Origin of the sequence: Paraburkholderia dipogonis, from assembly GCF_046027395.1 — a bacterium.
In the GTDB taxonomy this organism is placed as follows: Bacteria; Pseudomonadota; Gammaproteobacteria; order Burkholderiales; family Burkholderiaceae; genus Paraburkholderia; species Paraburkholderia dipogonis_A.
The window spans coordinates 89,227-111,774 of the sequence record NZ_JAQQEG010000031.1 but is presented as its reverse complement, the minus strand read 5'-3'; the positions used below and the strand labels follow the sequence as shown (position 1 = coordinate 111,774).

The following is a 22,548-nucleotide window of genomic DNA, read 5'->3' as shown; positions in this document are numbered from 1 at the left end:
GCCGAGCGCCGCCGGGCCGGGGCCGGCCGGCGGCGCCCCCCCGGTTCGGACGATAGTGGCCGCGCGGCGAGCGGTCCGTCCTTGACCGGCGCCCCGCCGCCGCACGTTGCGCGCCTCGCGCCTCTGCTCCGGGCACACTGTGCCGAACCTGCATGCTTCTCGCGGCGGGCACGCTGCGTGGCGTCCGCGCCCACTTCACACGCCGTGCACGCCTGAACCGCACCGCCGCCAGCAAGCCCGGCCGGCCGGCTTCCCGGCTGTTCCATCCCTCGAAATACCCCCCTTTCTCCGCCTTTATCCGCCGATCGGTGCTTGCGTCGAGCGGGAATAATCGCTCTCACTGGAAAGAGGCGCCGTGCCTCAGCCGATTGGAGAGCTTTTGTGGCAGAGGATAGCGACCTCGAAAAAACCGAATCAGCCACTCCCCGGCGCCTGCAGAAGGCGCGCGAGGAAGGGCAGATCGTGCGTTCGCGGGAGTTGTCCACGTTTGCCCTGCTGGCGGCGGGGTTCTTCGGCGTGTGGGGGATGTCAGGCAGCATCGGCGAACATTTGCAGAGCATGCTGCGCGCGGCCTTCACGTTCGACCACGCCGGCGCGTTCGAAACCCGCCGCATGATGATCGGCGCGGGCGTGGCGAGCCGCGAAGGGTTCTACGCGCTGCTGCCCATTCTCGGGTTCACCGGCGCGGCCGCCTTGTTCGCGCCGATGGCGCTGGGCGGCTGGCAGTTGTCGGCGAAAGGCCTCGAACCGAAGTTCAACCGCCTCAATCCGATCGCCGGCCTCGGCAAGATGTTTTCGATCAACGGACCGATCCAGCTCGGCATGTCGCTCGCGAAGACGCTGGTGGTGGGCGTGATCGGCGGCACGGCGATCTGGAATCGCCGTGAAGAGATTCTCGCGCTGGCGACCCAGCCGCTGCATCTCGCGCTGGCCAACACCGTGCATCTGATCGCCGTGTGCTGCGGCATGACCGTGGCGGGCATGTTCGTCGTCGCCGCGATGGATGTGCCGTATCAACTGTGGCAATTCCACAAGAAGCTGCGCATGACGAAGGAAGAAGTGAAGCGCGAACACCGCGAAAGCGAAGGCGATCCGCACGTCAAAGGCCGGATTCGCCAGCAGCAGCGCGCAATTGCCCGCCGCCGCATGATGACCAACGTGCCGAAGGCCGACGTGGTGGTGACCAACCCGACACATTTCGCCGTGGCGCTGCAATACACCGACGGCGAGATGCGCGCGCCGAAGGTGGTCGCCAAGGGCGTGAACCTCGTGGCGGCGCGGATTCGCGAAATCGCCGCCGAAAACAACGTGCCGTTGCTGGAAGCGCCGCCGCTCGCGCGGGCGCTGTATCACAACGTCGAACTGAACCGCGAGATTCCGGGCCCACTGTATGGCGCGGTCGCCGAAGTGCTTGCGTGGGTGTATCAGTTGCGGCGCTTCAAGACCGAAGGCGGCGACGTGCCGCTCGCACCGACCGAACTCGACGTGCCCGCGGAACTCGACAAGGGCGGCGTATCGGACGATGAAGCCGAGCAGGAAGCCGCCGACACGCTCAACCCCGCTGTTAACTCAGATAACGACGACGCTTCAGGAGCCTCCGCATGAACGCTCGCGCCGGTTTCCTCGCCCGACGGCCGGATGCCTTGAGCAGCACCAATTTGCGCGCCCTCGCCGGGCCGGTGCTGATCTGCATGATCCTCGGCATGATGATTTTGCCGTTGCCGCCGTTCCTGCTGGATCTGCTGTTCACCTTCAATATCGCGCTGTCCGTGATGGTGCTGCTCGTCAGCATGTACACGATGAAGCCGCTCGACTTCGCCGCGTTCCCGAGCGTGCTGCTGTTCTCGACCTTGCTGCGCCTCTCGCTGAACGTGGCGTCCACGCGGGTCGTGCTGCTCGAAGGCCACACCGGTCCCGACGCGGCTGGTCAGGTGATCGAGTCGTTCGGCCACTTCCTCGTGGGCGGCAACTTCGCGGTCGGTATCGTCGTCTTTATCATTTTGATGGTGATCAACTTCATGGTGATCACCAAGGGCGCGGGGCGGATTGCGGAAGTGTCCGCACGCTTCACGCTCGATGCAATGCCCGGCAAGCAGATGGCGATCGACGCCGACCTGAACGCCGGCCTCATCAACGAAGAACAGGCCCGCAAGCGCCGCGCCGAAGTTTCGCAGGAAGCCGAGTTCTACGGCTCGATGGACGGCGCGAGCAAGTTCGTGCGCGGCGATGCGATCGCCGGTTTGCTGATCATGGTGATCAACATCGTCGGCGGCCTGATCGTCGGGATGGTCCAGCACGGCATGGACTTCGCGTCCGCGGGCAAGAACTACACGCTGCTGACGATCGGTGACGGCCTCGTCGCGCAGATCCCGTCGCTGGTGATTTCGACGGCGGCCGGCGTGATCGTCTCGCGCGTCGCGACCAACGAAGACATTGGCACGCAGCTCACCGGCCAGTTGTTCACGAATCCGCGCGTGCTGGCGATCACCGGCTGCATTCTCGTGCTGATGGGCCTGATTCCGGGCATGCCGCACTTCGCGTTTCTGATTCTCGGCGGCGGTCTGATCCAGCTCGGCCGCACGATGAAAAAGCGCGCCGACGATCGCAAGAACACCACGGCACTCGTCGATGTCGCGCCGGCCGCGATGGCGCCGGTCGAAAACACCGAAGCGAGCTGGGACGACGTGACGATGATCGACACGCTCGGCCTCGAAGTCGGCTACCGGTTGATTCCGCTCGTCGACAAGAACTCGGACGGCGAACTGCTCAAGCGGATCAAGAGTATCCGCAAGAAGTTCGCGCAGGAAATCGGCTTTCTGCCGCCAGTCATTCACATCCGCGACAACCTGGAATTGCGGCCGAACGGCTATCGGATCGCGCTCAAGGGCGTCGAAGTGGGCGTCGGCGAAGCGTATCCGGGCCAGTGGCTGGCGATCAATCCAGGTCAGGTCTCCGCTGCGCTGCCGGGCACGCCGACGCAGGATCCCGCCTTCGGCTTGCCGGCCATCTGGATCGATACGAACCTGCGCGAACAGGCGCAGGTGTACGGCTACACGGTGGTCGATTCCAGCACGGTGGTGGCGACGCACCTGAATCACCTCGTGGTCACGCACGCGTCGGAACTGCTCGGCCGCCGGGAAGTACAGGCATTGCTCGAACGGATGCAGAAGGACACGCCGTCGCTGGTCGACGATCTGGTGCCGAAGTCGCTGCCGCTCACCGCGCTGCAAAAGGTGCTGCAAAACCTGCTGGAAGAAGGCGTGCCGATCCGCGACATGCGCACGATCCTCGAAGCGCTCTCCGAACACACGCCGAAGATCACCGACGCGCACGATCTCACCGCCGCCGTGCGTCTCGCGTTGGGTCGCGCGATCACGCAGCAGTGGTTCCCGGGCATCGGCGACATGCAGGTGATGGGCCTCGATTCGAATCTCGAGCGGGTGCTCTCGCAGGCGCTCTCGACCGGCTCCAATCCGGGTCTCGAACCGGGCCTCGCGCACACGCTGCTCAACGAAACCCAGAAGGCGATGACGCGTCAGCAGAATCTCGGGCTCGCGCCTGTGCTGCTGGTGCAGCATGCGTTGCGGCCGATGCTCGCGCGCTTTTTGCGCCGCAGCCTGCCGCAGCTGAAGGTGCTGTCGTATGCGGAAGTGCCCGACACACGCAATATCAAGGTGGTGAATCTGATCGGCGCGCACGGTTAGCGCGCCTGGTTCATAGTGGGCCGCTTCACTTCAGGCCCATGTCTCTTGCCGGCGCTCATCGAGCGCCGGTTTTCATTTCGGCGCCTGACTTTTCATGCCGCAGGCGGAAGGCGGAGCACATGCTGCGTCCGCGAAAGCGCCATTGGACGTCGCCGCGGAGCGTGTTTCAAACCCGCGCGCGCGTGAATCCAGGCGCGTTTCCATCGCCCGAATTGCCCACGTTTAACGGTCTTTATCCATCGATCGTGACTCGACGGGTTTCGCAATAATGATCTCAATGGGAAGCGGTATGTTGCCGGTCCGTTAGTCCGTTTACCTCATCGGGGGTCCAGCTTGAACATTCGTAAATTTGTCGGTGCTACCAGTCGTGATGCGCTGCGTCTCGTGCGCGAAGCGTTGGGCGCGGATGCCGTCGTCTTGTCCAATCGCACGATGGACGACGGCAGCGTCGAGATCGTCGCACTGGCCGACAGCGACCTCGCCGCCATCACGCCGAAGGTTCCGCGCGCAAGCGCCGGCGCACCGCAGGCTGGATCGATGAATGCCATGGCTGGACAACCCGCGCTGGCCGCACCGCGCGCCATGCCGGCCGCAGCGACGATGCAGGCGAATCCGTATGCGAGCGGCATGCCCGATGTGTTCTCGTCGGTGTTCGGCGCAAGCCCGGAAGCGGGCGCGGAGCATTCGGGCAACAGCGCTTCCAACGCCAATCTGAATCACGCCGACGATGACGCGAGCGACGCACCGGCCGCCATCATGAAGCCGGCCGCGAGCGCGCCGAAGGCCGCATTGCCGGGCGCTCCCAAAGCGCTGCCCGCGGTGCCGGTGAAGGCAGCGGCACCGGTCAAGACAGCAGCGGCGTTGCCGTCGCAACCGATCACCCTCGAGCAACCGAGCGCTCGTGCCGCAGCCTCGCGCCTCACCGAAGACATCCGCGCCGATCTGCTCAAGGCGGCCGGCGTGCCGCATGCGCCGAGCGCCGACGCGCAGACGCCGCGCACGATGGCCGAATCGAATCCGTGGTTGATCGACCACGCGCGCCGCATCGCCGCCGAACAGCAGCAGGAAGGCGCGTATAGCGCGCGCCCCGCCGCGATGACGCCGGCCGCTGCGATGGCCAAGGGCCTCGGCGCCGCTGTCGAACCGGGCAAGGTCGCCGCGCCGCAAGCCGTCGACACGCCCGACTGGGCGCGCGAAGGCGCGCAAGCCGCCGCGCGCCGCGCCGCGCAGAAAAACGCACCGCCGCCATCTTCGAGCGACGACGCCCGCACGCCCACCTCGGTTGCCGAAGCGATCAAGGCGCGCATGGAGCAGGTCGTCAACGACACCGTGATGAGCGAACTGTCGTCGATGCGCGGGATGATGGAAGAACACTTCGCCGGCCTGCTGTGGGGCGAGCGCCAGCGCCGCAACCCGGTGCGCGCCTCGCTCACCAAGCATCTGTTCGCCGCCGGTTTCTCCGCGCAGCTCGTGCAGATGATGGTCGACAACCTGCCGGACGATGTCGAGAACATGGAAGGCGGCATGGAGTGGGTCCGCTCGGTGCTCGATTCGAACCTGCCGGTGATGGAAGACGAAGACGCGCTGATGGAGCGCGGCGGTGTGTTCGCGCTGATGGGCCCGACCGGCGTTGGCAAGACGACAACCACCGCCAAGCTCGCCGCGCGCTGCGTGATGCGCTTCGGCGCCAGCAAGGTCGCGTTGCTCACCACCGACAGCTACCGGATCGGCGGCCACGAACAACTGCGCATCTTCGGCAAGATTCTCGGCGTCTCGGTGCACGCGGTGAAAGACGGCGCCGACCTGCAACTCGCGCTCTCCGAACTGCGCAACAAGCACATCGTGCTGATCGACACGATCGGCATGAGCCAGCGCGACCGCCTCGTCTCCGACCAGATCGCGATGCTGTGCCACGCCGGTCAGCCGGTGCAGCGCCTGTTGCTGCTCAACGCAACCAGCCACGGCGACACGCTCAACGAAGTCGTGCAGGCCTACCAGCGCGCGCCGGATCAACAGCCGCTCGCCGGCTGCATTCTGACCAAGCTCGACGAAGCCACCAATCTGGGCGGCGTGCTCGATACGGTGATCCGCTACAAGCTGCCGGTGCACTACGTGTCGACCGGTCAGAAGGTGCCGGAAAACCTGTACGTCGCGACGAAGAAATTCCTGATCAAGAGCGCCTTCTGCATACCGCGCGACAACTCGCCATTCGTGCCGCACGACGACGACATTCCGGCTTTGCTGTCCGCTTTGTCCGCGCGTTCCACGGCCGAATTGCACGAGGTCCGCTTTGGATAAGCTCATCTCCGATCAGGCAGAAGGACTGCGGCGGATGTTGGCTCGCAGCGGCTCGCGCGTGATTGCGGTGACGAGCGGCTCGGCCGGCGTCGGCTCGACGACGACGGTGGTGAATCTTGCCGCGGCGTTGACGCAGCAGGGTAAAGACGTGCTGGTGATCGACGAATGCCTCGGCGAGAAGTCGGTGAGCGCGATGCTCGGCGGCGTGCGCGGCGCCGGCAATTTCGCCGCCGTGATGCGTGGCGAGATGACGCTCGACGACGCCGCCGCGCGGCACGCGCTCGGCTTCTCGGTGCTGGCCGCCTCGCGTCCGAACCGGGAAGGCCATACGGCCGCGGAGTTCGGCGTGGTGTTGCGCGGTTCCGCCGACGTCGTGCTGATCGACGCGCAACTCGATCCGCAAGGCCACCTGTCGGCGCTCGCGATGCAGGCGCACGACGTGATGATCGTCACGCGCATGGCCGCGCAGGCGATCACCGACGCGTACGCATGCATGAAGCGCCTGCACTACGGGCACGCGATCGCGCAGTTCCGCGTGCTGGTGAACCACGTGCAGAGCGTGAACGACGCGCATACCGCGTTTGCAAACCTGGCCGGCGTGGCCGGGCGCTACCTGACGGTGGCGCTGGAAGACGCCGGTTGTATTGCCGCCGATGCGCGGATGGCGCGAGCCCTGGAGTTGTCGCGTTGTGTCGTCGATGCGTTTCCGTCGACACCGGCTGCGCGCGACTTCCGGCATCTCGCCGCCGAATTGCAGTACTGGCCGATGCGGCCAGCGATGTCGTCGCAAACGCCGTGGATGGCGCCTGCGACAGTTACAGCGGCGCAACACGCCGACCAACCGTCTGCGCAGCACGCCTGAGTGGCGGCACAAGGACAAGGGGAGCACGATGTATAACGCTCAGGGAAAGATTTCCCAAGCCGAAGTTCTGACGAAGTACGCACCGCTGGTGCGTCGCCTCGGCTTGCAACTCGTCGCCAAGATGCCGGCGAGCGTCGATCTCGACGATCTGATCCAGGCCGGCATGATCGGACTGCTGGACGCGGCAGGCCGCTACAAGGAAGACCAGGGCGCGCAGTTCGAGACTTACGCCAGCCAGCGGATTCGTGGCGCGATGCTCGACGAATTGCGCAGCAACGACTGGTTGCCGCGCAGCTTGCGGCGCACCTCGCGTGAAGTGGAAACGGCGGTGCACAAGGTGGAGCAGAATCTGGGCCGCTCGGCGAGCGAAACGGAGATTGCCGAGCATCTGCAAATGCCACTCGACGAGTATCAGTCGATGCTGCAGGATCTGCACGGCAGCCAGTTGATCTATTACGAAGACTTCGACCGTTCGGCGGACGACGAGCCGTTCCTCGACCGCTACTGCGTCGATCACTCGGACCCGCTGTCGGCGCTGCTCGACGACAGCCTGCGCTCGGCGCTGGTTGAGGCGATCGACCGCCTGCCGGATCGCGAGAAGCTGCTGATGTCGCTGTACTACGAACGCGGCATGAATCTGCGCGAGATCGGCGCAGTGATGGAAGTCAGCGAATCGCGGGTGTGCCAGTTGCACAGCCAGGCCGTGGCCCGTTTGCGCACGCGCTTGCGTGAGATGGCCTGGGCGAACGCCGAGGCGACCTGAAGCGCGGGTTCAGTGTTTCAACGCGCGATCGAACCGCCGGTTTGGCGGCGGCGCTGAACTTCCGCCCGCTTCACGCATCGGCCATTTCATGTTCCGCGGCCAGCGCCAGAAAGGCCGAGCGCGACATGCCGCGCGCCTGAGCATAAGTGTCGATTTCCTGGACCAGCGCCTCGGGCAATGAGATATTGATACGCACCGCCTTCTTCAAGGCGGGAATATTCCGGGTGGCGACAAGTCCCCACGTGAAACCCGCGTAGTCGGGATTCCGCCGATGCTCTTCCAGCGTGAGTCGCGCGGGAATCGGCAAGCCTTCGTCGAGCAGCAGATCCAGATGCGCCTCGATGGCTTCCTTCGCGTTCGCGTAGGCTTCTTCCAGCGTATCGCCTGCTGCATAACAACCCGGGATGTCGGGCACGATCACGCCGAACGCTTGATCCGCATTGCCCGGTTCAATCGCGATCGGGAAAGTCAGGTTTTTCATTTCAGTCCCGCCTGTTTCAAGATGCTGTTCAGTGTGCCGGGCGGAAGGTCTTTCTTCGGATGCGGGATGGTCACGAGACCGGCTCTTGCCGCGTGACGGAAATGATGGTGGCTGCCCGATATGCGGATCAGTTCCCAACCAGCCGCTCGAATGAGTTTGACGACCTCGGCACTTTTCATACTGCACTCCTCGAATCATACACACGATTACACAACCTCGCTAGTGGATAGCACTCCGTTGATGCTCGTCCGGAGAGTCTTGAAAAAGCTCTGGACGGCGGCGCAACTCAGTAAGGGGAAGCCGTGATTTCAACGCGGCTGGCGAATCCGCGCCACCTGGCCGGATGGCTAACGTGTGGAAGGAGGAGTGAGGTTTGCTCGAAGTGGATGGCTGAAAAGCAAAAAGGGCTCGTCAAAAGACGAGCCCTTTTCAATACACCAACGTGAAGCAGATCCGCGCGTCAGGCCGCGCAGGTCCAGTGAATATCTTTACACGGCGGGACGCGCCGGAATCCGGCCATCCGGACCATAAAAACCGACCTTCTGCGGCACGGCCACCTGCAGCGCCGTGAGCGCCCGCTGGTTGTAGTCCATCCGCACGCGGATCAGTTCACCGTTGCTGGTATTGCAGCGCCGCGCGCGTTCAGCGGCTTTCTGCAGCAGCGACCACTGTTCGGCGATGCGCGCGTCAGTGCTGGCCGCGAGCTCCATGCCGGGCCAGCCGGCGGGACAACCCATCTCGGCGAGCAGCCCGTCGCGCGTGGCTTCGAGCTTGGCGAGCTCGCCGATCAGTTCGGTCTTCTTCTCGACGATCGGCGGCAGCAATTCCAGCGGCGACAAGGCAGTCAACGCCTTGGTCTCGAGCGTCAGAATCGAGGCAAATGCCTCGACGGCCGAATATTCTTCGATGAGGGTGGCAAGCAGGGCGTCTTTCATCTCAACAACTCGCTGAACACGACGGCTCGCGCATGATCCGCGAGCCGGGTTTGTCGAACGCCGCCCGGCACTTCACCGTACTTCGATGCGTCGATCAGTTGCCGGTCGACGAGGTTTTGCTTTGCAACAGTTCGCGTGCGGTGTTCAGCACGCCGTCGGCGATCTTGCCGGAATCGATCTTCAGCGAGCCGTCCTTGATGGCCTGCTTGATCGACTCGACGTGCGCCGTGTCGATATCGGCCGAGCCGGACGCCGCGAGGCTGCGCAGATGCTGCGACAGACCCGACAGGCTGACGCTGGCGTCGCCCGAACCACTGGTGGTGGTGGTCTGCGAGGCCGTGCCCGCATTCTGCGCATTGCTGTTCGCGGTCGTCGCGTCGCTTTGTTGCGAACGGGACAGGGCGTCTTTCAACGTCGGCAGATTCGAATTGGTTGTGGAATCGACTTTCACGATTGGCTTCCTGAACGATTTGATCCTTATAACGGCTACCGCTGATCAAAACTTTAGCGCAATCGCTCAAGGCGTTACCTTTCCTTACATCTCCAGCCGGCCCTTTGGCTGGCCTGATTTCGGTGCTGCCCGTCGTACCGTCGGCGCAAGCCGGGGCGGGCGTTGAGCGATGAACCGCCACGGCGTGCGCATCCCGGCGGTTCACAGCTGAATCTCCACGGTCGAGCCGTCTTTCACGATGCCGGAAATGATCTGGCCGTTGGCCGTCTTGACCCGCACCTGCTGGCCCGGCGACGCATTGTTCATCGCGCTGCCTTCCGCCGAAATCGCGAAACCATCGCCGGCCGCGACGACCCGCACCGTTTGTCCGATAGACACCGCCGACGCGCTTTTCAGCATGTCGCGGCGCAGCGGCATGCCGCCTGCAACGCGCGTGAGGGTGACCGAGCCGACCGCCTGCGAGGGATCCGTGACGATGGCCTGCGGCAAGCCGGTCAGGTCGCCATCACGCGCGACGAGGTCGGCGGCGGTGAGCACCTCGCCCGGCGCCATGGCGCGGGCGGCCAGATAGTAGGTGGCATGCAGCGAGATGCGCGCCTGCAGATAAATGGTCCACGGACGCTCGCCCGCGCAGCGTACGCCGACGGTCATGCGGCCCCACAGCCGCGCGCCGCTCGGCATGAACGGCTCAAGCATCGTGCAAGCCGCGAGGCCTCGGGGAAACGCCGGCGCGACGGTGATGTCGACCTTGCCGGGCAAGCCGGCGGACTGCTGCTGCAGGAACGCTAGCGCGGCGCTGCGGATCGCTTCCGGGTCTTGCTGGCCGGGTAGCGGCGCGGCTGGCGCGAGTGTCGCGGGGCGCAGATTCTGTTGCGCGACGGCGGGTGCGACTTGCCGCACGGCCGGCGTGCGGGCGATGGTGGCCGGCGTGGGCGCGGCTGCCGGAGCAGGCGCAGGAGCGACGGCGGCCTTCGTCACGACCGGCTTGCCATTCGCGCCCAATTGCGGCGGCTCACCGCGCGAAGCCAGGCTGTCGAAGCCTGCCGCCGCGGAGGCGCCAGCGGCTGCATTGAGCGGCGCGTTGGCGGCCACCGGCTGAACGCCCGCAGCTTGCCGTGCGCCATTGACCTGCGGCGCGGGCGTCACCACGACCGGAACCACCTGACGCGAACCCGGCACGACATTGACTCTTGCGATGCCGTCCATCGCATTCGCATTGGCATTGACGTTGCCCGGCGCCGGAATCGTCACGACACCGTTGGCGTCGGGCTTGAAGTTGGTGCGGATCATTTGCGGCGCGGCCGGCGGTTCGCCCGCGCCCGGAATGACGATCGAGCCGCTCGCATTGGCGGCGCGCGTGAATGAATCGGCGTCGCGCGCCGTGGGATTCGGCGTCAGCGACTGCGCGGTGGCGGCGGCCAACGTCGCAGCGGAGCCAGTGCGCTTCGCAGGCGCGGCTTGCATGTGCTCGGCCAGATCCGCGAGCGCGGCCGGATTCTTTTCTCCCGGACCGGGAATCACAATCGGGCCGCCGGCCTCCTGAGCCTGCGCGCTGACCGGCAGCAGCACGATGCCGCCGGCGACCCACACCGTCAGGCTCACCACAAGGCGGATCACGAGACGCGAGGCGGTGCGCGCGGCACGCCGTGCGATGCCAGCGCCCGCACCCACGCGATGCGCCGCCGCGCAATTCGCGCGGGGCGTCGGATCGAAGGTGGGCTGGTCCATCGTGTTTCTCCATCGAATGCATCGGTACGCCTTGCATTCTAGTGAGCGCCCCCTTTGCGCAAACGTTGAATAGAAGCCCCCTTTCCCGGTTATTCGTCCGATTGCCGCTTGCGTTCGGCCCATAAGATGCACCTCATGCAAAAAGGTCTTCCCGCCTGGTGCAGTCCTCACGCGAGGCATGCATGGGAAGCCTCGGGAACGTTCTCCGGAGATTCTTATGCTGGACAAACTCGATGCCGAATTCGCCTTTGGCCGTGAAGCGCTCGATGTACGCGCCTATCGGCAGGAGCTGTTGTCGTCGAATATCGCCAACGCCGATACCCCTGGGTACAAGGCGCGCGACGTCGACTTCGCCTCGTCGCTCGCCGGCGCGCTGAAGAAGAGCGGCGGCGCCACCGGAACCGCGGCGTCGAACAACGCGACGCTCGCGATGACGCAGCCCGCGGGTGTGACGAGCGGCATGTCGATGGTGTCGACCGCGCCGGGCCACATGGCCGGCAAGTCGACGCTGACGCCAACCGGTGGCCCGTCCGATGACTACGGCAATCTGCAATACCGCGTGCCGACCCAGCCCGCGCTCGACGGCAACACGGTCGACATCGATACCGAGCGGGTGCAGTTCGCGGACAACACATTGCATTTCGAATCGGGCATGACGGTCCTATCCGGCCAGATCAAAACGATGCTGGCGGCGATCCAGTCGGGCTCGTAAGAAGCCACGCCGACAGACTCAGCAGTGCGCAAGAACAATCGCTACGGGAATTAACTTGAAGCCGGCTCAACCCGTGCAACTGCGTTGCATGGGACCGGAGTAAGCGCTGAAGCGCTAACTCCGGCCGACACAGGAGAGAGGTCAGGAAAACATGCCATCTTTAATGAACATTTTTGGTGTTGCAGGCTCCGCGATGTCGGCGCAGTCGCAGCGGCTCAACGTGACGGCGTCGAATCTCGCCAACGCGGACAGCACGACCGGCCCGGACGGCCAGCCGTACAAGGCCAAGCAGGTCGTGTTCGCGGTCAGCCCGCTCGGCGGCGCGCGCACGGCTTCCGGCCAGCAGGTCGGCGGCGTGCAGGTCACCGGCGTGGTCGACGACCCGACGCCGATGAAGACCGCCTACGACCCCGGCAATCCGGCCGCGAATTCGGACGGCTACGTCACGTTGCCGAACGTCGATCCGGTGCAGGAGATGGTCAACATGATCTCGGCCTCGCGCTCGTACCAGGCCAACGTCGAGACCCTGAACACCGCCAAGACACTGATGCTGAAAACGCTCACGATCGGAACCTGAGGAGACCTCCTTGACCACCAACACCACCATCGGCGGCAGCGGCACGACAGTGTCGCAAACGCTGCTCGATACGATGAACGGCACGAACAGTGCCTCGAGTTCCACGAGTTCGACGGGCAGCACGTCCGGCACCTCGGCGACCGATCTGCAGAACACCTTCCTGCAACTGCTCGTCGCGCAGTTGAAGAACCAGGATCCGACCAACCCGATGGACAGCTCGCAGATGACCTCGCAGCTGGCGCAGATCAATACGGTCTCGGGCATCAGCCAGTTGAACACGACGCTCAGCTCGCTCGCCACGCAGATGTCGGCGGGCCAGCAGTCGCAAGCCGCGTTGCTGATCGGCTCGACCGTGCTCGCCCCGGGCAGCTCGGTGGCGGTCGCGAGCGGCAAGGCCGCCGCGTTCGGCGTGCAGCTCGCCAACTCGGTGGGCGACCTACAAGTGGTCGTGAAGAACTCGGCAGGCCAGATCGTCAACACGATCGACCTCGGCAAGCAGTCGGCCGGCACGATTCCGGTGGGCTGGACGCCGACCGACACGGCGGGCAATGCGCTGCCGGACGGCAACTACACGATCAGCGCGGTCGGCACGATCAACGGTCAGCAGGCCACGGCCACCACGCTCACGGGCGCCACGGTGCAAAGCGTCGTCATGCAGACCAACGGTACGCCGGGCCTCGTGCTCTCGAACGGCTCGACGGTCGGCTTGACCAGCGTCGCCGCCATCCTCTGATTCAGATTCTGTCAGTTACGACTTTCCAGATACGGAGACCGTCATGGGTTACCAACAAGGTTTGAGTGGTTTGTCGGCATCGTCGAGCGACCTCGACGTGATCGGCAACAACATTGCCAACGCGAATACGGTTGGCTTCAAGAGCGGCGCCGCGCAATTCGCCGACATGTACGCCAATTCCGTGGCGACGGCGGTGGGCAACCAGGTCGGCATCGGCACCAAGCTCGCCGAAGTGCAGCAGCAGTTCTCGCAAGGCACGATCACCAGCACCAACCAGGCGCTCGACGTCGCGATCAACGGCAACGGCTTCTTCCAGTTGTCGAATAACGGTTCGCTGGTGTACTCGCGCAACGGCGTGTTCCAGCTCGACAAGAACGGCTTCATCACCAACTCGCAAGGCCTGCAGCTGATGGGCTATGCCGCGAACAGCTCGGGCATCATCAACACCGCGCAGACCGTGCCGCTCACCGTGCCGACCGCGAACATCGCGCCGCAAGCGACCACCAAGATCACCGCCGGCCTGAACCTGAACGCGCAGGATCCGCTGATGCTCGGCACGCCGGCCGTCACGCCGACGCTCGTCACGGGCAGCACGCTCACGACGCCCGGCGCGACCATCACGAACACCGCTTCGGGCACGAACAACGACAACTACACCGTCAACTTCACGAGCCCGACGACCTACACGGTCACCGACACCACGCTCGGCACGACGTCCGCCGCCGCGACCTACACGGCGGGCACGGCGATCTCGCTCGGTAACGGCCAGACCATCACGTTCAACGGCGTGCCGGCGACCGGCGACAGCGTTGCGATCGCGCCGACCCCGGTGGCGTTCAACCAGAACAGCTCGTCGACGTACAACTACTCGACCAGCACGACGGTCTATGACTCGCTCGGCGGCTCGCAGACGGTCAACATGTACTTCGCCAAGACGTCGGCCGGTACGTGGAACGTGTATGCCGGCACCTCGACGGGCACGGCGCAACTGATCGGTCACGCGAACTTCAACTCGTCGGGCACGCTGCTCGGCACGACGGACGCATCCGGTGTCGCCACCACCACGCCGTTTGCCTACAACTTCTCGATCCCGACCACCGACGGTTCGTCGACGCCGCAGAACCTGACGCTGAACATCGCCGGCACGACGCAGTTCGGCGGCAAGGACGGCGTGAACTCGCTGCAGCCCGACGGCTACGCCGCCGGCACGCTGACGAGCTTCACGATCGGCGCCGACGGCACGCTGACCGGCAACTATTCGAACCAGCAAACCGCGGCCCTCGGCCAGATCGTGCTGGCGAACTTCTCGAACCAGAACGGTCTCGTGAACCTCGGCAACAACGAGTTCCAGCAGACCTCGGCTTCGGGCGTCGCGCAGATTTCCGCGCCGGGCTCGACCAACCACGGCGTGCTGCAAGGCGGCGCGGTGGAAAACTCGAACGTCGATCTGACGAGCGAACTGGTGAACCTGATCACCGCGCAACGCAACTATCAAGCGAACGCGCAAACGATCAAGACCCAGCAGACCGTCGACCAGACCCTGATCAACCTGTAAGCGACCGGGACTAACCCATCATGGATCGGCTGATCTATACCGCGATGTCGGGCAGTACGCAGGCGCTCGAACAGCAGGCAATCGTCGCGAACAACCTGGCCAACGCATCGACCACCGGTTTTCGCGCGCAACTGGCGACTTTCCGCGCCGTGCCGATGTCGTTCGGCGACGGCAGTTCGATCAACGACAACACCACGCGCACCTTCGTGCTGTCGTCGACGCCGGGCGCGGACTACACGCCCGGGCCGATCCAGCAGACGGGCAACCCGCTCGACGTGGCGATTCAGGGTCCGGGCTGGCTGGCGGTGCAAACCGCCGACGGCGGCGAGGCCTACACGCGTGCCGGCAATCTGCATGTCGACGAGAACGGCCAGCTGGTGAACGCCACCAATCAGGTGGTGCTCGGCAACGGCGGCCCGGTGTCGGTGCCGCCGGGTGCGGAAATCACCGTCGGCAAGGACGGTACGGTGTCCGCGCTGACGCCGGGCGATCCGCCCACCGCGGTGGTGACGGTCGATCAGCTGAAGCTGGTGAATCCGGATCCGCAAACCATGACGCGCGGCGACGATGGCCTGTTTCGCACCGCCGACGGCAATGCCGCCGACGCCGATCCGGCCGTCACGCTTGCGCCGGCTTCGCTCGAAGGCAGCAACGTGAATCCGGTCAGCGCGATGGTCTCGATGATCACCAACGCGCGCCAGTTCCAGATGCAGACGAAGCTGCTGGAAAGCGCCGACAAGAACGACCAGTCCGCCAACCAGCTGCTCAGCTTTAGCTAACGGGCGCGCAGGCGCCTCGGAGAAAGAACCATGAATCGCTCACTCTACATCGCCGCGACGGGCATGAATGCGCAACAGGCGCAGATGGACGTGATCTCGAACAACCTCGCGAACGTCAGCACCAACGGCTTCAAGGGCTCGCGCGCGGTGTTCGAGGATCTGCTGTACCAAACCGTGCGCCAGCCGGGCGCGAACTCGACGCAGAACACTGAACTGCCGTCTGGCATCCAGCTCGGCACGGGTGTGCAGCAGGTCGCCACCGAGCGTCTGTACACGCAGGGCAACCTGCAACAGACCGGCAACTCGAAAGACGTCGCCATCAACGGTCAGGGCTTTTTCCAGGTGCAGATGCCCGACGGCACGACCGCCTATACCCGCGACGGTTCGTTCCAGACCAACGCGCAAGGCCAGCTCGTGACGTCGAGCGGCTACCAGGTGATCCCCGCGATCACGATCCCGAACAACGCGACCTCGCTCACCATTGGCAGCGACGGCGTGGTGTCGATCACGGTGGCGGGTTCGACCAACAGCCAGCAGCTCGGCTCGATGCAGATCGCGACTTTCATCAACCCGGCCGGTCTGGATGCGAAGGGTGAAAACCTGTTCGCGGAAACCGCTTCGTCGGGCGCGCCGAATGTCGCGCAACCGGGCCTGAACGGCGCCGGCACGCTGAATCAGGGCTACGTGGAAGCATCGAACGTGAACGTGGTGCAGGAACTGGTGAACATGATCCAGACGCAACGCGCTTACGAAATCAACAGCAAGGCCGTGACGACCTCCGACCAGATGCTGCAGACCCTGAGTCAGATGCAGGTTTAAAGCTCACGGGACTGGGAACAAACAGGCAGCAAAACAGGCGGTAATGATGATGTCGCACTTCACTCGTAATCCGGTTCATTCGCGCACCGCTCAGGCGCTCGTGCAGCTCACGCTGCTCGCGGCCCTGGGTGGCTGCGGCCTCGTGCCGAAGCAACCGATCACGCAGCAACCGATGACGGCGCAGCCGCCGATGCCGCCGTCGGCGCAGTCGCCGGGCTCGATCTACAACCCGGGTTACGCGGGCCGTCCGCTGTTCGAAGACCAGCGGCCACGCAATGTCGGCGACATCCTGACGATCGTGATCCAGGAAAACGTCAACGCAACCAAGTCCTCGGGCGCGGGCGTCAACCGCAGCGGCAACACCAACTTCGACGTGCCGACCGCCGGCTTTCTCGGCGGCCTGTTCGGCAAGGTCAACCTGAGTGCGAACGGCGCCAACAAGTTCGCCGCGACGGGCGGCGCGAATGCGTCGAACACGTTCAGCGGCGTGATCACCGTCACGGTGACCGGCGTGCTGCCGAACGGCAACCTGATGGTCAGCGGCGAGAAGCAGATGCTGATCAACCAGGGCAATGAATTCGTGCGCTTTTCCGGGGTGGTGAATCCGAACACGATCTCCAACCTGAACGCCGTGTACTCGACCCAGGTGGCCGACGCGAAGATCGAATATTCCGCGAAGGGCTATATCGACGAATCCGAGAACATGGGCTTCCTGCAGCGCTTCTTCCTCAACGTGTCACCGTGGTGATCATGCGTACCGTCCCCTTCCGCACACGCACACGCATCCGCACACGCCTCGCGCGATTCGCCGGTTTCGGCCGCGCGCTCGCCTTCGTCGCGCTCGCCTGCGCGGCGCTGCCGGCGGCCACGCCTGCCTATGCCGAACGGCTGAAGGACCTCGTGCAGATCCAGGGCGTGCGCGACAATCCGCTGATCGGCTACGGGCTCGTCGTCGGCCTCGACGGTACGGGCGACCAGACCACGCAAACGCCGTTCACCACGCAGACGCTCGCCAACATGCTGGCGAACCTCGGCATCTCGATCAACAATCAGGCAGCGGGCTCGAGCAACTCGCAGTCATCGCTGTCGAACATCCAGTTGAAGAACGTCGCCGCGGTAATGGTGACGGCGGTGCTGCCGCCGTTCGCGCGTCCGGGCGAAGCGATCGACGTGACCGTGTCGTCGCTCGGCAATGCGAAAAGCCTGCGCGGCGGCACACTGCTGCTCACGCCGCTGAAGGGCGCCGACGGCCAGGTGTATGCGCTCGGCCAGGGCAATCTCGCGGTCGGCGGCGCCGGCGCCAGCGCCAACGGCAGCAGGGTGCAGGTGAACACGCTGGCCGCGGGCCGCATTGCCGGCGGCGCGATCGTGGAACGCGCGGTGCCGACTTCGGTGTCGCAGGCGGGCACGATGCAGCTCGACCTGAACGAAATGGACTATGACACCACGCAGCGCGTGGTGGCCGCGGTGAACAACGCGTTCGGCGGTGGCACGGCCACCGCGCTCGACGGCCGCACGATTCAACTGCGCGCGCCGAGCGATCCGGAGCAGCAGGTCGCCTTCATGGCGCAATTGCAGAACCTCGACGTCAAGCCGGCGCAAGCGGCCGCAAAGGTGATCCTGAACGCGCGCACCGGCTCGATCGTGATGAATCAGATGGTCACGCTGCAGAACTGCGCGGTGGCGCACGGCAATCTCTCGGTCGTGATCAATACGCAGCCGGTGGTGAGCCAGCCTGGCGCGTTCTCGAACGGCCAGACGGTGGTGGCCAAGCAGTCGCAGATTCAGATGAAGCAGGACAACGGTGCACTGAAGCTGGTGACCGCCGGCGCCAATCTCGCCGAAGTGGTGAAGGCGCTCAACGCATTGGGTGCGACGCCCGCGGATCTGATGTCGATCCTGCAGGCGATGAAAGCGGCGGGTGCTCTGCGCGCCGACCTGGAAATCATCTAAGGAAGACACAGGATGAATTCGGATACGACCAATTCCGCCGCTTCGGCGAACGACCTGACCCAGCGCTTCGCGCTCGACGTGCAGGGTTTCGCGAAGCTGAGCGCGCAGGCCAAGGCCTCCCCGCAAGCCGGGATGAAGATGGCCGCGCAGCAGTTCGACGCGGTGTTCACGCAGATGATGTTGAAGAGCATGCGCGACGCGACCCCGCAAGACGGTCCGTTCGATTCGCACGACAGCGCCACCTTCACCTCGATGATGGATCAGCAGTTGTCGCAGCAGATGTCGCAAAAGGGCATTGGCGTGGCTGACGCGATGCTCAAGCAACTGATGCGCAATCAGGGCATGCAGGTGGGCGGCGGTGCGGGCGGTCTCGCCGGCATGGCCAACTCATTGGGCGGCGGCAGCGGCGGCGATGAAGGCCAGACCGCGGCGCTGAACGCGCTCGCCAAGGCGTACGGCAATGCGCAGGCCAACGGCCAACTGGCGATGGGCAAGGGCTACTCGGCCAACAGCGCGCTGACTCCGCCGCTGAAAGGCGACGGCAGCTCGCCGAAGGTCGACGCTTTCGTCGACAAGCTCGCCGAACCGGCGCAGGCCGCCAGCGCGGCGACCGGCATTCCGGCGCGCTTCATCATCGGACAGGCTGCGCTCGAATCGGGCTGGGGCAAGAGCGAGATCAAGAAGGCGGACGGTTCGAGCAGCCACAACGTGTTCGGCATCAAGGCGACCAAGGACTGGACCGGCAAGACCGTGTCGACGGTCACGACCGAATACGTGAACGGCAAGCCGCAGCGCGTTGTCGAAAAATTCCGCGCGTACGACTCGTATCAGGAAGCCATGACCGACTACGCGAGCCTGCTCAAGGGCAATCCGCGCTACGCGCAGGTGATCAATTCGGCACATGACGTGAACGGCTTTGCCAACGGCATGCAGCGCGCCGGTTACGCGACCGATCCGCACTACGCGAAAAAACTGATGTCCATCATGCAGAAGATGGGCTGAGCTGCCGCGACCGCAGTTCGAATCACCCGATCACTTAACCGAATCAAAACCATGCACGCGACGGGGCCAGGTGCATAACAAGACGGACGAGGCCGGCCGCCCCCGGGCGGCCGGTCCACCCGCGAGAGGCATGGCGTGTTTTAACGTTTGCGGCAAATAATTCATTACAGGCCCCTAAATTTTGGCCGGATGCTGCCGCTAATCAGTTAGACCCAATACCGGAAAGCGTTGTAATGTCTGGTTGGGATGCGCGTGCTGCGGCTTCGATGAAGACCGCGCGAAAGCCCCGGCAGGAGCCCTGGCACGCGCCCGCAAGAACATGCATACCGGCAAGCCCATGGATACTACCCAGTCGAACGGCCAGACCGACACACACGGCCAGCTGCACGCTCAGACCGACGAAGGCGGCAACGATTTTGGCCGTCGCAATCCGCTGGAGATCGGCGTTCAGTTACGCAATCTCGTCAATCGCGGCGATTTCCTCACCGTTCAATACGCAGGCGGACAGCTCGTCACGCGTCTACTCGATGTCGACGTGCGCGGCCGCACCTTCACGTTCGATTGGGGCGCGTTGTCCGATCAGAACAAAGGCTTGCTGAGCGCACCGCGCTGCCAGTTCCACGCGCAGCCGGACGGCGTGCGTGTCGAATTCGCCACCGGCACGCCGCGCGAGACCCGCTTCGAAGGACTGCCCGCATTCGAGGCCGACTTCCCCGAGGTGCTGTTCTACGTGCAGCGCCGCGAGTACTTCCGCGTCGATGCGCCGATTCTCGATCCGTACGTATGCTCCGGCCGTTTGCCCGAAGGCGACACGTTCCGCTTCGAGGTGCACGACCTGTCGCTCGGCGGCGTCGGCATGCGTACTACGGACGAACGCGTGGCCGAATTGCCGATGGGCACGCGCCTGCTCGATTGCGAGCTGGCGCTCGGCGCGCTCGGTCGGCTCTCGCTCGATCTGCAGCTCGTGTCGCATCGCTCCACCGCGCTGCCGAACGGCACGCAGCGTTTTCAACTCGGCTTCCGTTTTCTGACGCTGCCTGGCAGCGCGGAAAACACGCTGCAACGTCTGATCACGCAGCTCGAGATGAAGCGCCGTTCGCTGGTGCGCTGATGTCCGGCACGCATCGGAATGACCTCAATTTTTCCTTGTTGAGGCCGTTAAACAAGATGTTCAAGTAACGCGGCGGCATGTGTACGGTGTCGCCCTTCAGGATGACGCATGTCCAATCTCATCAATCTCGGCCTCAGTGGACTGAACGCAGCCCAGTGGGGACTCACGACGACCGGCCAGAACATCAGCAACGCGTCGACGCCTGGCTACACCATTGAAACGCCGGTGTATGCGGAAAGCGGCGGCCAGTACACGGGCTCGGGCTATCTGCCGTCCGGCGTCTCGACCACGACCGTGACGCGCCAGTACAGCCAGTATCTGACCACTGAGCTGAACAACGCGCAGAGCTCGGGCAGCTCGCTGTCGACGTACAACACGCTGATTTCGCAACTGAACAATCTGATCGGCAGCCCGACCGCCGGGATTGCGAGCGCGATCACCAGCTACTTCACCGGCTTGCAGAACGTCTCGAACAACGCGTCGAGCCTGGCCACGCGCCAGACCGCGATGAGCGGCGCGCAGACGCTGGTGAACCAGATCAACGCCGCGGGTCAGCAATACGACGCGCTGCGCCAGAGCGTCAACACGCAGCTCACCAACACCGTTTCGCAGATCAACAGCTACACGCAGCAGATCGCGCAGTTGAACGGTCAGATCGCCCAGGCCAGCACGCAAGGCCAACCGCCGAATCAGTTGATGGATCAGCGTGATCTCGCCGTGTCGAATCTGTCGCAACTGATCGGCGTGAACGTGGTGAACAGCAACGGCAGCTACAGCGTCTTCATGAGCAACGGCCAGCCGCTGGTGTCTTCCGCAAACAGCTACAACCTGGGCACGGCGCCTTCGACTGGCGACACCAGCGAATTGTCCGTCCAGTATCTCGGCCAGGCGGGCGCGAACCCGGCAGCCGCGCCGCAAAACCTGCCCGACAGCAAGATCGACGGCGGCACGCTCGGCGGCCTGCTCGCGTTCCGCAGCCAGACGCTCGATCCGGGCGAGGCGCAACTCGGCGCGATCGCCGTGAGCTTCTCCGCGCAGGTCAACGCGCAAAACGGGCTGGGCATCACGCTCGCCGGCGCCAAGGGTGGCGCGCTGTTCTCGGTGGGCGGCCCGACGGTCTATGCGAACACGCAGAACACCGGCAATGCGTCGCTGAACGTGTCGTTCGCGGATCCCACGCAACCGACCACCGGCGACTACACGCTGGCCTACAACGGCACCACCTACACACTGACCGACAATTCGACGGGCAGCGTGGTGGGTTCGGCGACCAACCTGAGCCAGCCGATCAACGGCCTGAATTTCTCGACCACCGGGACGATGAACCCTGGTGACTCGTTCACGGTCGAGCCGACCCGCGGCGCGCTGAACAGCTTCTCGACCGCCACCACCGACGCGTCGGCGATCGCCGCCGCCGCGCCGGTGCTGGGCGCCGCCGCCTCGAGCAACACCGGCACCGGCACGATCACGCAGGGCACGGTGACGGCCGGCTACACCATGCCGAATTCGACCACCACGCTGTCCTACGACGGCACGGGCCTGTCCGGCTTCCCGGTGGGTTCGACGGTGACGGTGGCCGGTTCCCCCGCCACCACGTATTCGATCACCAGCGCGACGACCGTGGTGCCGTATTCGTCGGCCACCGGCGCCTCGCTGACGATCAACAACGCGACCGCCGGCCAGATGAACAACGTCTCGGTGACGATCAGCGGCGCACCGGCGGCCGGCGACAAGTTCACCATCGGCCCGAACACCGGCGCGAACAACGACGGCCGCAACGCACTGGCGCTGTCGAATCTGTCCACCGCCAAATCGCTGTCGGGCGGCACGGTCACGCTGACGGGCGCGTATGCGAACTACGTCAACAATATCGGCAACCAGACCAACCAGATTCAGACGTCGAGCACCGCGCAAAGCTCGCTGGTGACGCAGATCACCACCGCGCAGCAGTCGGTTTCGGGCGTGAACATCAACGAAGAAGCAGCCAACCTGCTTCAGTATCAGCAGCTGTATCAGGCGAACAGCAAGGTCATCCAGACCGCGCAGACCCTGTTCCAGACGATACTCGGCATCTTCCAGTGAGGC

General features: G+C 64.6%; 21 protein-coding genes. 16 read left to right on the top strand and 5 right to left on the bottom strand.

The annotated features are described in order from the left end of the window. Window positions 1-381: 381 nt before the first annotated feature. The 5 genes from flhB to PQR32_RS28645 all read left to right on the top strand — a co-directional run bounded on the left by flhB (window position 382) and on the right by PQR32_RS28645 (window position 7,627). Window positions 382-1,605 (top strand): flagellar biosynthesis protein FlhB, encoded by a 1,224-nt coding sequence (gene flhB / locus PQR32_RS28665; protein WP_408234911.1) that lies wholly within the window; start codon window positions 382-384, stop codon window positions 1,603-1,605. Further along, on the top strand, window positions 1,602-3,704 hold the full coding sequence (flhA, locus tag PQR32_RS28660; protein WP_408234908.1) for a flagellar biosynthesis protein FlhA: 2,103 nt from the start codon (window positions 1,602-1,604) through the stop codon (window positions 3,702-3,704). Before flhB ends, flhA begins: the two co-directional genes overlap by 4 nt. A gap of 333 nt (window positions 3,705-4,037) precedes the next feature. Next, entirely contained in the window at window positions 4,038-6,002 is a 1,965-nt protein-coding gene (flhF, locus tag PQR32_RS28655) for a flagellar biosynthesis GTPase FlhF (protein ID WP_408234905.1), read from the top strand. Beyond that, window positions 5,995-6,864 carry a nucleotide-binding protein gene (locus PQR32_RS28650; RefSeq protein WP_408234902.1) on the top strand — a complete coding sequence of 290 codons (870 nt, stop codon included), beginning with the start codon at window positions 5,995-5,997 and terminating at the stop codon, window positions 6,862-6,864. The genes flhF and PQR32_RS28650 overlap by 8 nt, the downstream gene beginning before the upstream one ends. A gap of 28 nt (window positions 6,865-6,892) precedes the next feature. Next, entirely contained in the window at window positions 6,893-7,627 is a 735-nt protein-coding gene (locus tag PQR32_RS28645; protein ID WP_012434714.1) for an RNA polymerase sigma factor FliA, read from the top strand. Between the two features lie 70 nt (window positions 7,628-7,697). Here the strand turns inward: PQR32_RS28645 and PQR32_RS28640 are convergent, their stop codons facing one another. The 5 genes from PQR32_RS28640 to flgA all read right to left on the bottom strand — a co-directional run bounded on the left by PQR32_RS28640 (window position 7,698) and on the right by flgA (window position 11,222). Continuing rightward, the gene (locus PQR32_RS28640) at window positions 7,698-8,108 is read right to left on the bottom strand and encodes a type II toxin-antitoxin system HicB family antitoxin (RefSeq protein ID WP_408234899.1); all 411 of its coding nucleotides are present in this window, start codon (window positions 8,106-8,108) and stop codon (window positions 7,698-7,700) included. After that, entirely contained in the window at window positions 8,105-8,287 is a 183-nt protein-coding gene (locus PQR32_RS28635; protein ID WP_408207184.1) for a type II toxin-antitoxin system HicA family toxin, read from the bottom strand. Before PQR32_RS28635 ends, PQR32_RS28640 begins: the two co-directional genes overlap by 4 nt. Window positions 8,288-8,596: 309 nt before the next feature. Then, entirely contained in the window at window positions 8,597-9,043 is a 447-nt protein-coding gene (locus PQR32_RS28630) for a flagella synthesis protein FlgN (protein ID WP_408234896.1), read from the bottom strand. A gap of 94 nt (window positions 9,044-9,137) precedes the next feature. Further along, the gene (gene flgM, locus PQR32_RS28625) at window positions 9,138-9,494 is read right to left on the bottom strand and encodes a flagellar biosynthesis anti-sigma factor FlgM (protein WP_408234893.1); all 357 of its coding nucleotides are present in this window, start codon (window positions 9,492-9,494) and stop codon (window positions 9,138-9,140) included. A 201-nt stretch (window positions 9,495-9,695) separates the two neighbouring features. Next, window positions 9,696-11,222 (bottom strand): flagellar basal body P-ring formation chaperone FlgA, encoded by a 1,527-nt coding sequence (gene flgA, locus PQR32_RS28620; RefSeq protein ID WP_408234890.1) that lies wholly within the window; start codon window positions 11,220-11,222, stop codon window positions 9,696-9,698. Window positions 11,223-11,439: 217 nt separating this feature from the next. Between flgA and flgB the strand changes: the two genes are divergently transcribed. From flgB to flgK, 11 genes are all read left to right on the top strand, one after another. Further along, the gene (gene flgB / locus PQR32_RS28615; protein ID WP_408234887.1) at window positions 11,440-11,934 is read left to right on the top strand and encodes a flagellar basal body rod protein FlgB; all 495 of its coding nucleotides are present in this window, start codon (window positions 11,440-11,442) and stop codon (window positions 11,932-11,934) included. A 151-nt stretch (window positions 11,935-12,085) separates the two neighbouring features. Continuing rightward, window positions 12,086-12,511 carry a flagellar basal body rod protein FlgC gene (gene flgC, locus PQR32_RS28610; protein ID WP_012434707.1) on the top strand — a complete coding sequence of 142 codons (426 nt, stop codon included), beginning with the start codon at window positions 12,086-12,088 and terminating at the stop codon, window positions 12,509-12,511. A gap of 10 nt (window positions 12,512-12,521) precedes the next feature. Further along, on the top strand, window positions 12,522-13,244 hold the full coding sequence (flgD, locus tag PQR32_RS28605) for a flagellar hook assembly protein FlgD (RefSeq protein ID WP_408234884.1): 723 nt from the start codon (window positions 12,522-12,524) through the stop codon (window positions 13,242-13,244). Between the two features lie 43 nt (window positions 13,245-13,287). After that, window positions 13,288-14,799: a flagellar hook protein FlgE gene (locus tag PQR32_RS28600; RefSeq protein WP_408234881.1), complete on the top strand. Its 1,512-nt coding sequence runs from the start codon at window positions 13,288-13,290 to the stop codon at window positions 14,797-14,799. A 20-nt stretch (window positions 14,800-14,819) separates the two neighbouring features. After that, a complete protein-coding gene (flgF, locus tag PQR32_RS28595; protein WP_408234878.1) occupies window positions 14,820-15,578 on the top strand; it encodes a flagellar basal-body rod protein FlgF in 759 nt (252 codons plus the stop codon). Between the two features lie 30 nt (window positions 15,579-15,608). Next, a complete protein-coding gene (gene flgG / locus PQR32_RS28590) occupies window positions 15,609-16,397 on the top strand; it encodes a flagellar basal-body rod protein FlgG (RefSeq protein ID WP_012434703.1) in 789 nt (262 codons plus the stop codon). 49 nt (window positions 16,398-16,446) lie between these two features. Next, the gene (gene flgH, locus PQR32_RS28585; protein ID WP_408234875.1) at window positions 16,447-17,145 is read left to right on the top strand and encodes a flagellar basal body L-ring protein FlgH; all 699 of its coding nucleotides are present in this window, start codon (window positions 16,447-16,449) and stop codon (window positions 17,143-17,145) included. A 2-nt stretch (window positions 17,146-17,147) separates the two neighbouring features. Then, complete coding sequence (locus PQR32_RS28580) at window positions 17,148-18,350, top strand: flagellar basal body P-ring protein FlgI (RefSeq protein WP_408234872.1); 1,203 nt, start codon at window positions 17,148-17,150, stop codon at window positions 18,348-18,350. Between the two features lie 12 nt (window positions 18,351-18,362). Then, window positions 18,363-19,352, top strand: a complete 990-nt coding sequence (gene flgJ, locus PQR32_RS28575) for a flagellar assembly peptidoglycan hydrolase FlgJ (RefSeq protein ID WP_408234869.1) — start codon at window positions 18,363-18,365, stop codon at window positions 19,350-19,352. A 337-nt stretch (window positions 19,353-19,689) separates the two neighbouring features. Next, window positions 19,690-20,463: a flagellar brake protein gene (locus PQR32_RS28570; RefSeq protein WP_408234866.1), complete on the top strand. Its 774-nt coding sequence runs from the start codon at window positions 19,690-19,692 to the stop codon at window positions 20,461-20,463. Window positions 20,464-20,571: 108 nt separating this feature from the next. Then, a complete protein-coding gene (gene flgK / locus PQR32_RS28565; protein ID WP_408234863.1) occupies window positions 20,572-22,545 on the top strand; it encodes a flagellar hook-associated protein FlgK in 1,974 nt (657 codons plus the stop codon). Window positions 22,546-22,548 lie beyond the last annotated feature (3 nt).

What these genes read in the sequence shown, in the direction of transcription:
- flhA (WP_408234908.1), top strand. Translation starts at nt 1,602, where the DNA reads ATGAACGCTCGCGCCGGTTTCCTCGCCCGACGGCCGGATGCCTTGAGC.
- flgH (WP_408234875.1), top strand. Translation starts at nt 16,447, where the DNA reads ATGTCGCACTTCACTCGTAATCCGGTTCATTCGCGCACCGCTCAGGCG.
- flgC (WP_012434707.1), top strand. Translation starts at nt 12,086, where the DNA reads ATGCCATCTTTAATGAACATTTTTGGTGTTGCAGGCTCCGCGATGTCG.
- PQR32_RS28635 (WP_408207184.1), bottom strand. Translation starts at nt 8,287, where the DNA reads ATGAAAAGTGCCGAGGTCGTCAAACTCATTCGAGCGGCTGGTTGGGAA.
- PQR32_RS28570 (WP_408234866.1), top strand. Translation starts at nt 19,690, where the DNA reads ATGGATACTACCCAGTCGAACGGCCAGACCGACACACACGGCCAGCTG.
- flgF (WP_408234878.1), top strand. Translation starts at nt 14,820, where the DNA reads ATGGATCGGCTGATCTATACCGCGATGTCGGGCAGTACGCAGGCGCTC.
- PQR32_RS28600 (WP_408234881.1), top strand. Translation starts at nt 13,288, where the DNA reads ATGGGTTACCAACAAGGTTTGAGTGGTTTGTCGGCATCGTCGAGCGAC.
- PQR32_RS28645 (WP_012434714.1), top strand. Translation starts at nt 6,893, where the DNA reads ATGTATAACGCTCAGGGAAAGATTTCCCAAGCCGAAGTTCTGACGAAG.
- flgG (WP_012434703.1), top strand. Translation starts at nt 15,609, where the DNA reads ATGAATCGCTCACTCTACATCGCCGCGACGGGCATGAATGCGCAACAG.
- PQR32_RS28630 (WP_408234896.1), bottom strand. Translation starts at nt 9,043, where the DNA reads ATGAAAGACGCCCTGCTTGCCACCCTCATCGAAGAATATTCGGCCGTC.
- flgB (WP_408234887.1), top strand. Translation starts at nt 11,440, where the DNA reads ATGCTGGACAAACTCGATGCCGAATTCGCCTTTGGCCGTGAAGCGCTC.
- PQR32_RS28640 (WP_408234899.1), bottom strand. Translation starts at nt 8,108, where the DNA reads ATGAAAAACCTGACTTTCCCGATCGCGATTGAACCGGGCAATGCGGAT.
- flgJ (WP_408234869.1), top strand. Translation starts at nt 18,363, where the DNA reads ATGAATTCGGATACGACCAATTCCGCCGCTTCGGCGAACGACCTGACC.
- flgK (WP_408234863.1), top strand. Translation starts at nt 20,572, where the DNA reads ATGTCCAATCTCATCAATCTCGGCCTCAGTGGACTGAACGCAGCCCAG.
- PQR32_RS28580 (WP_408234872.1), top strand. Translation starts at nt 17,148, where the DNA reads ATGCGTACCGTCCCCTTCCGCACACGCACACGCATCCGCACACGCCTC.
- flgA (WP_408234890.1), bottom strand. Translation starts at nt 11,222, where the DNA reads ATGGACCAGCCCACCTTCGATCCGACGCCCCGCGCGAATTGCGCGGCG.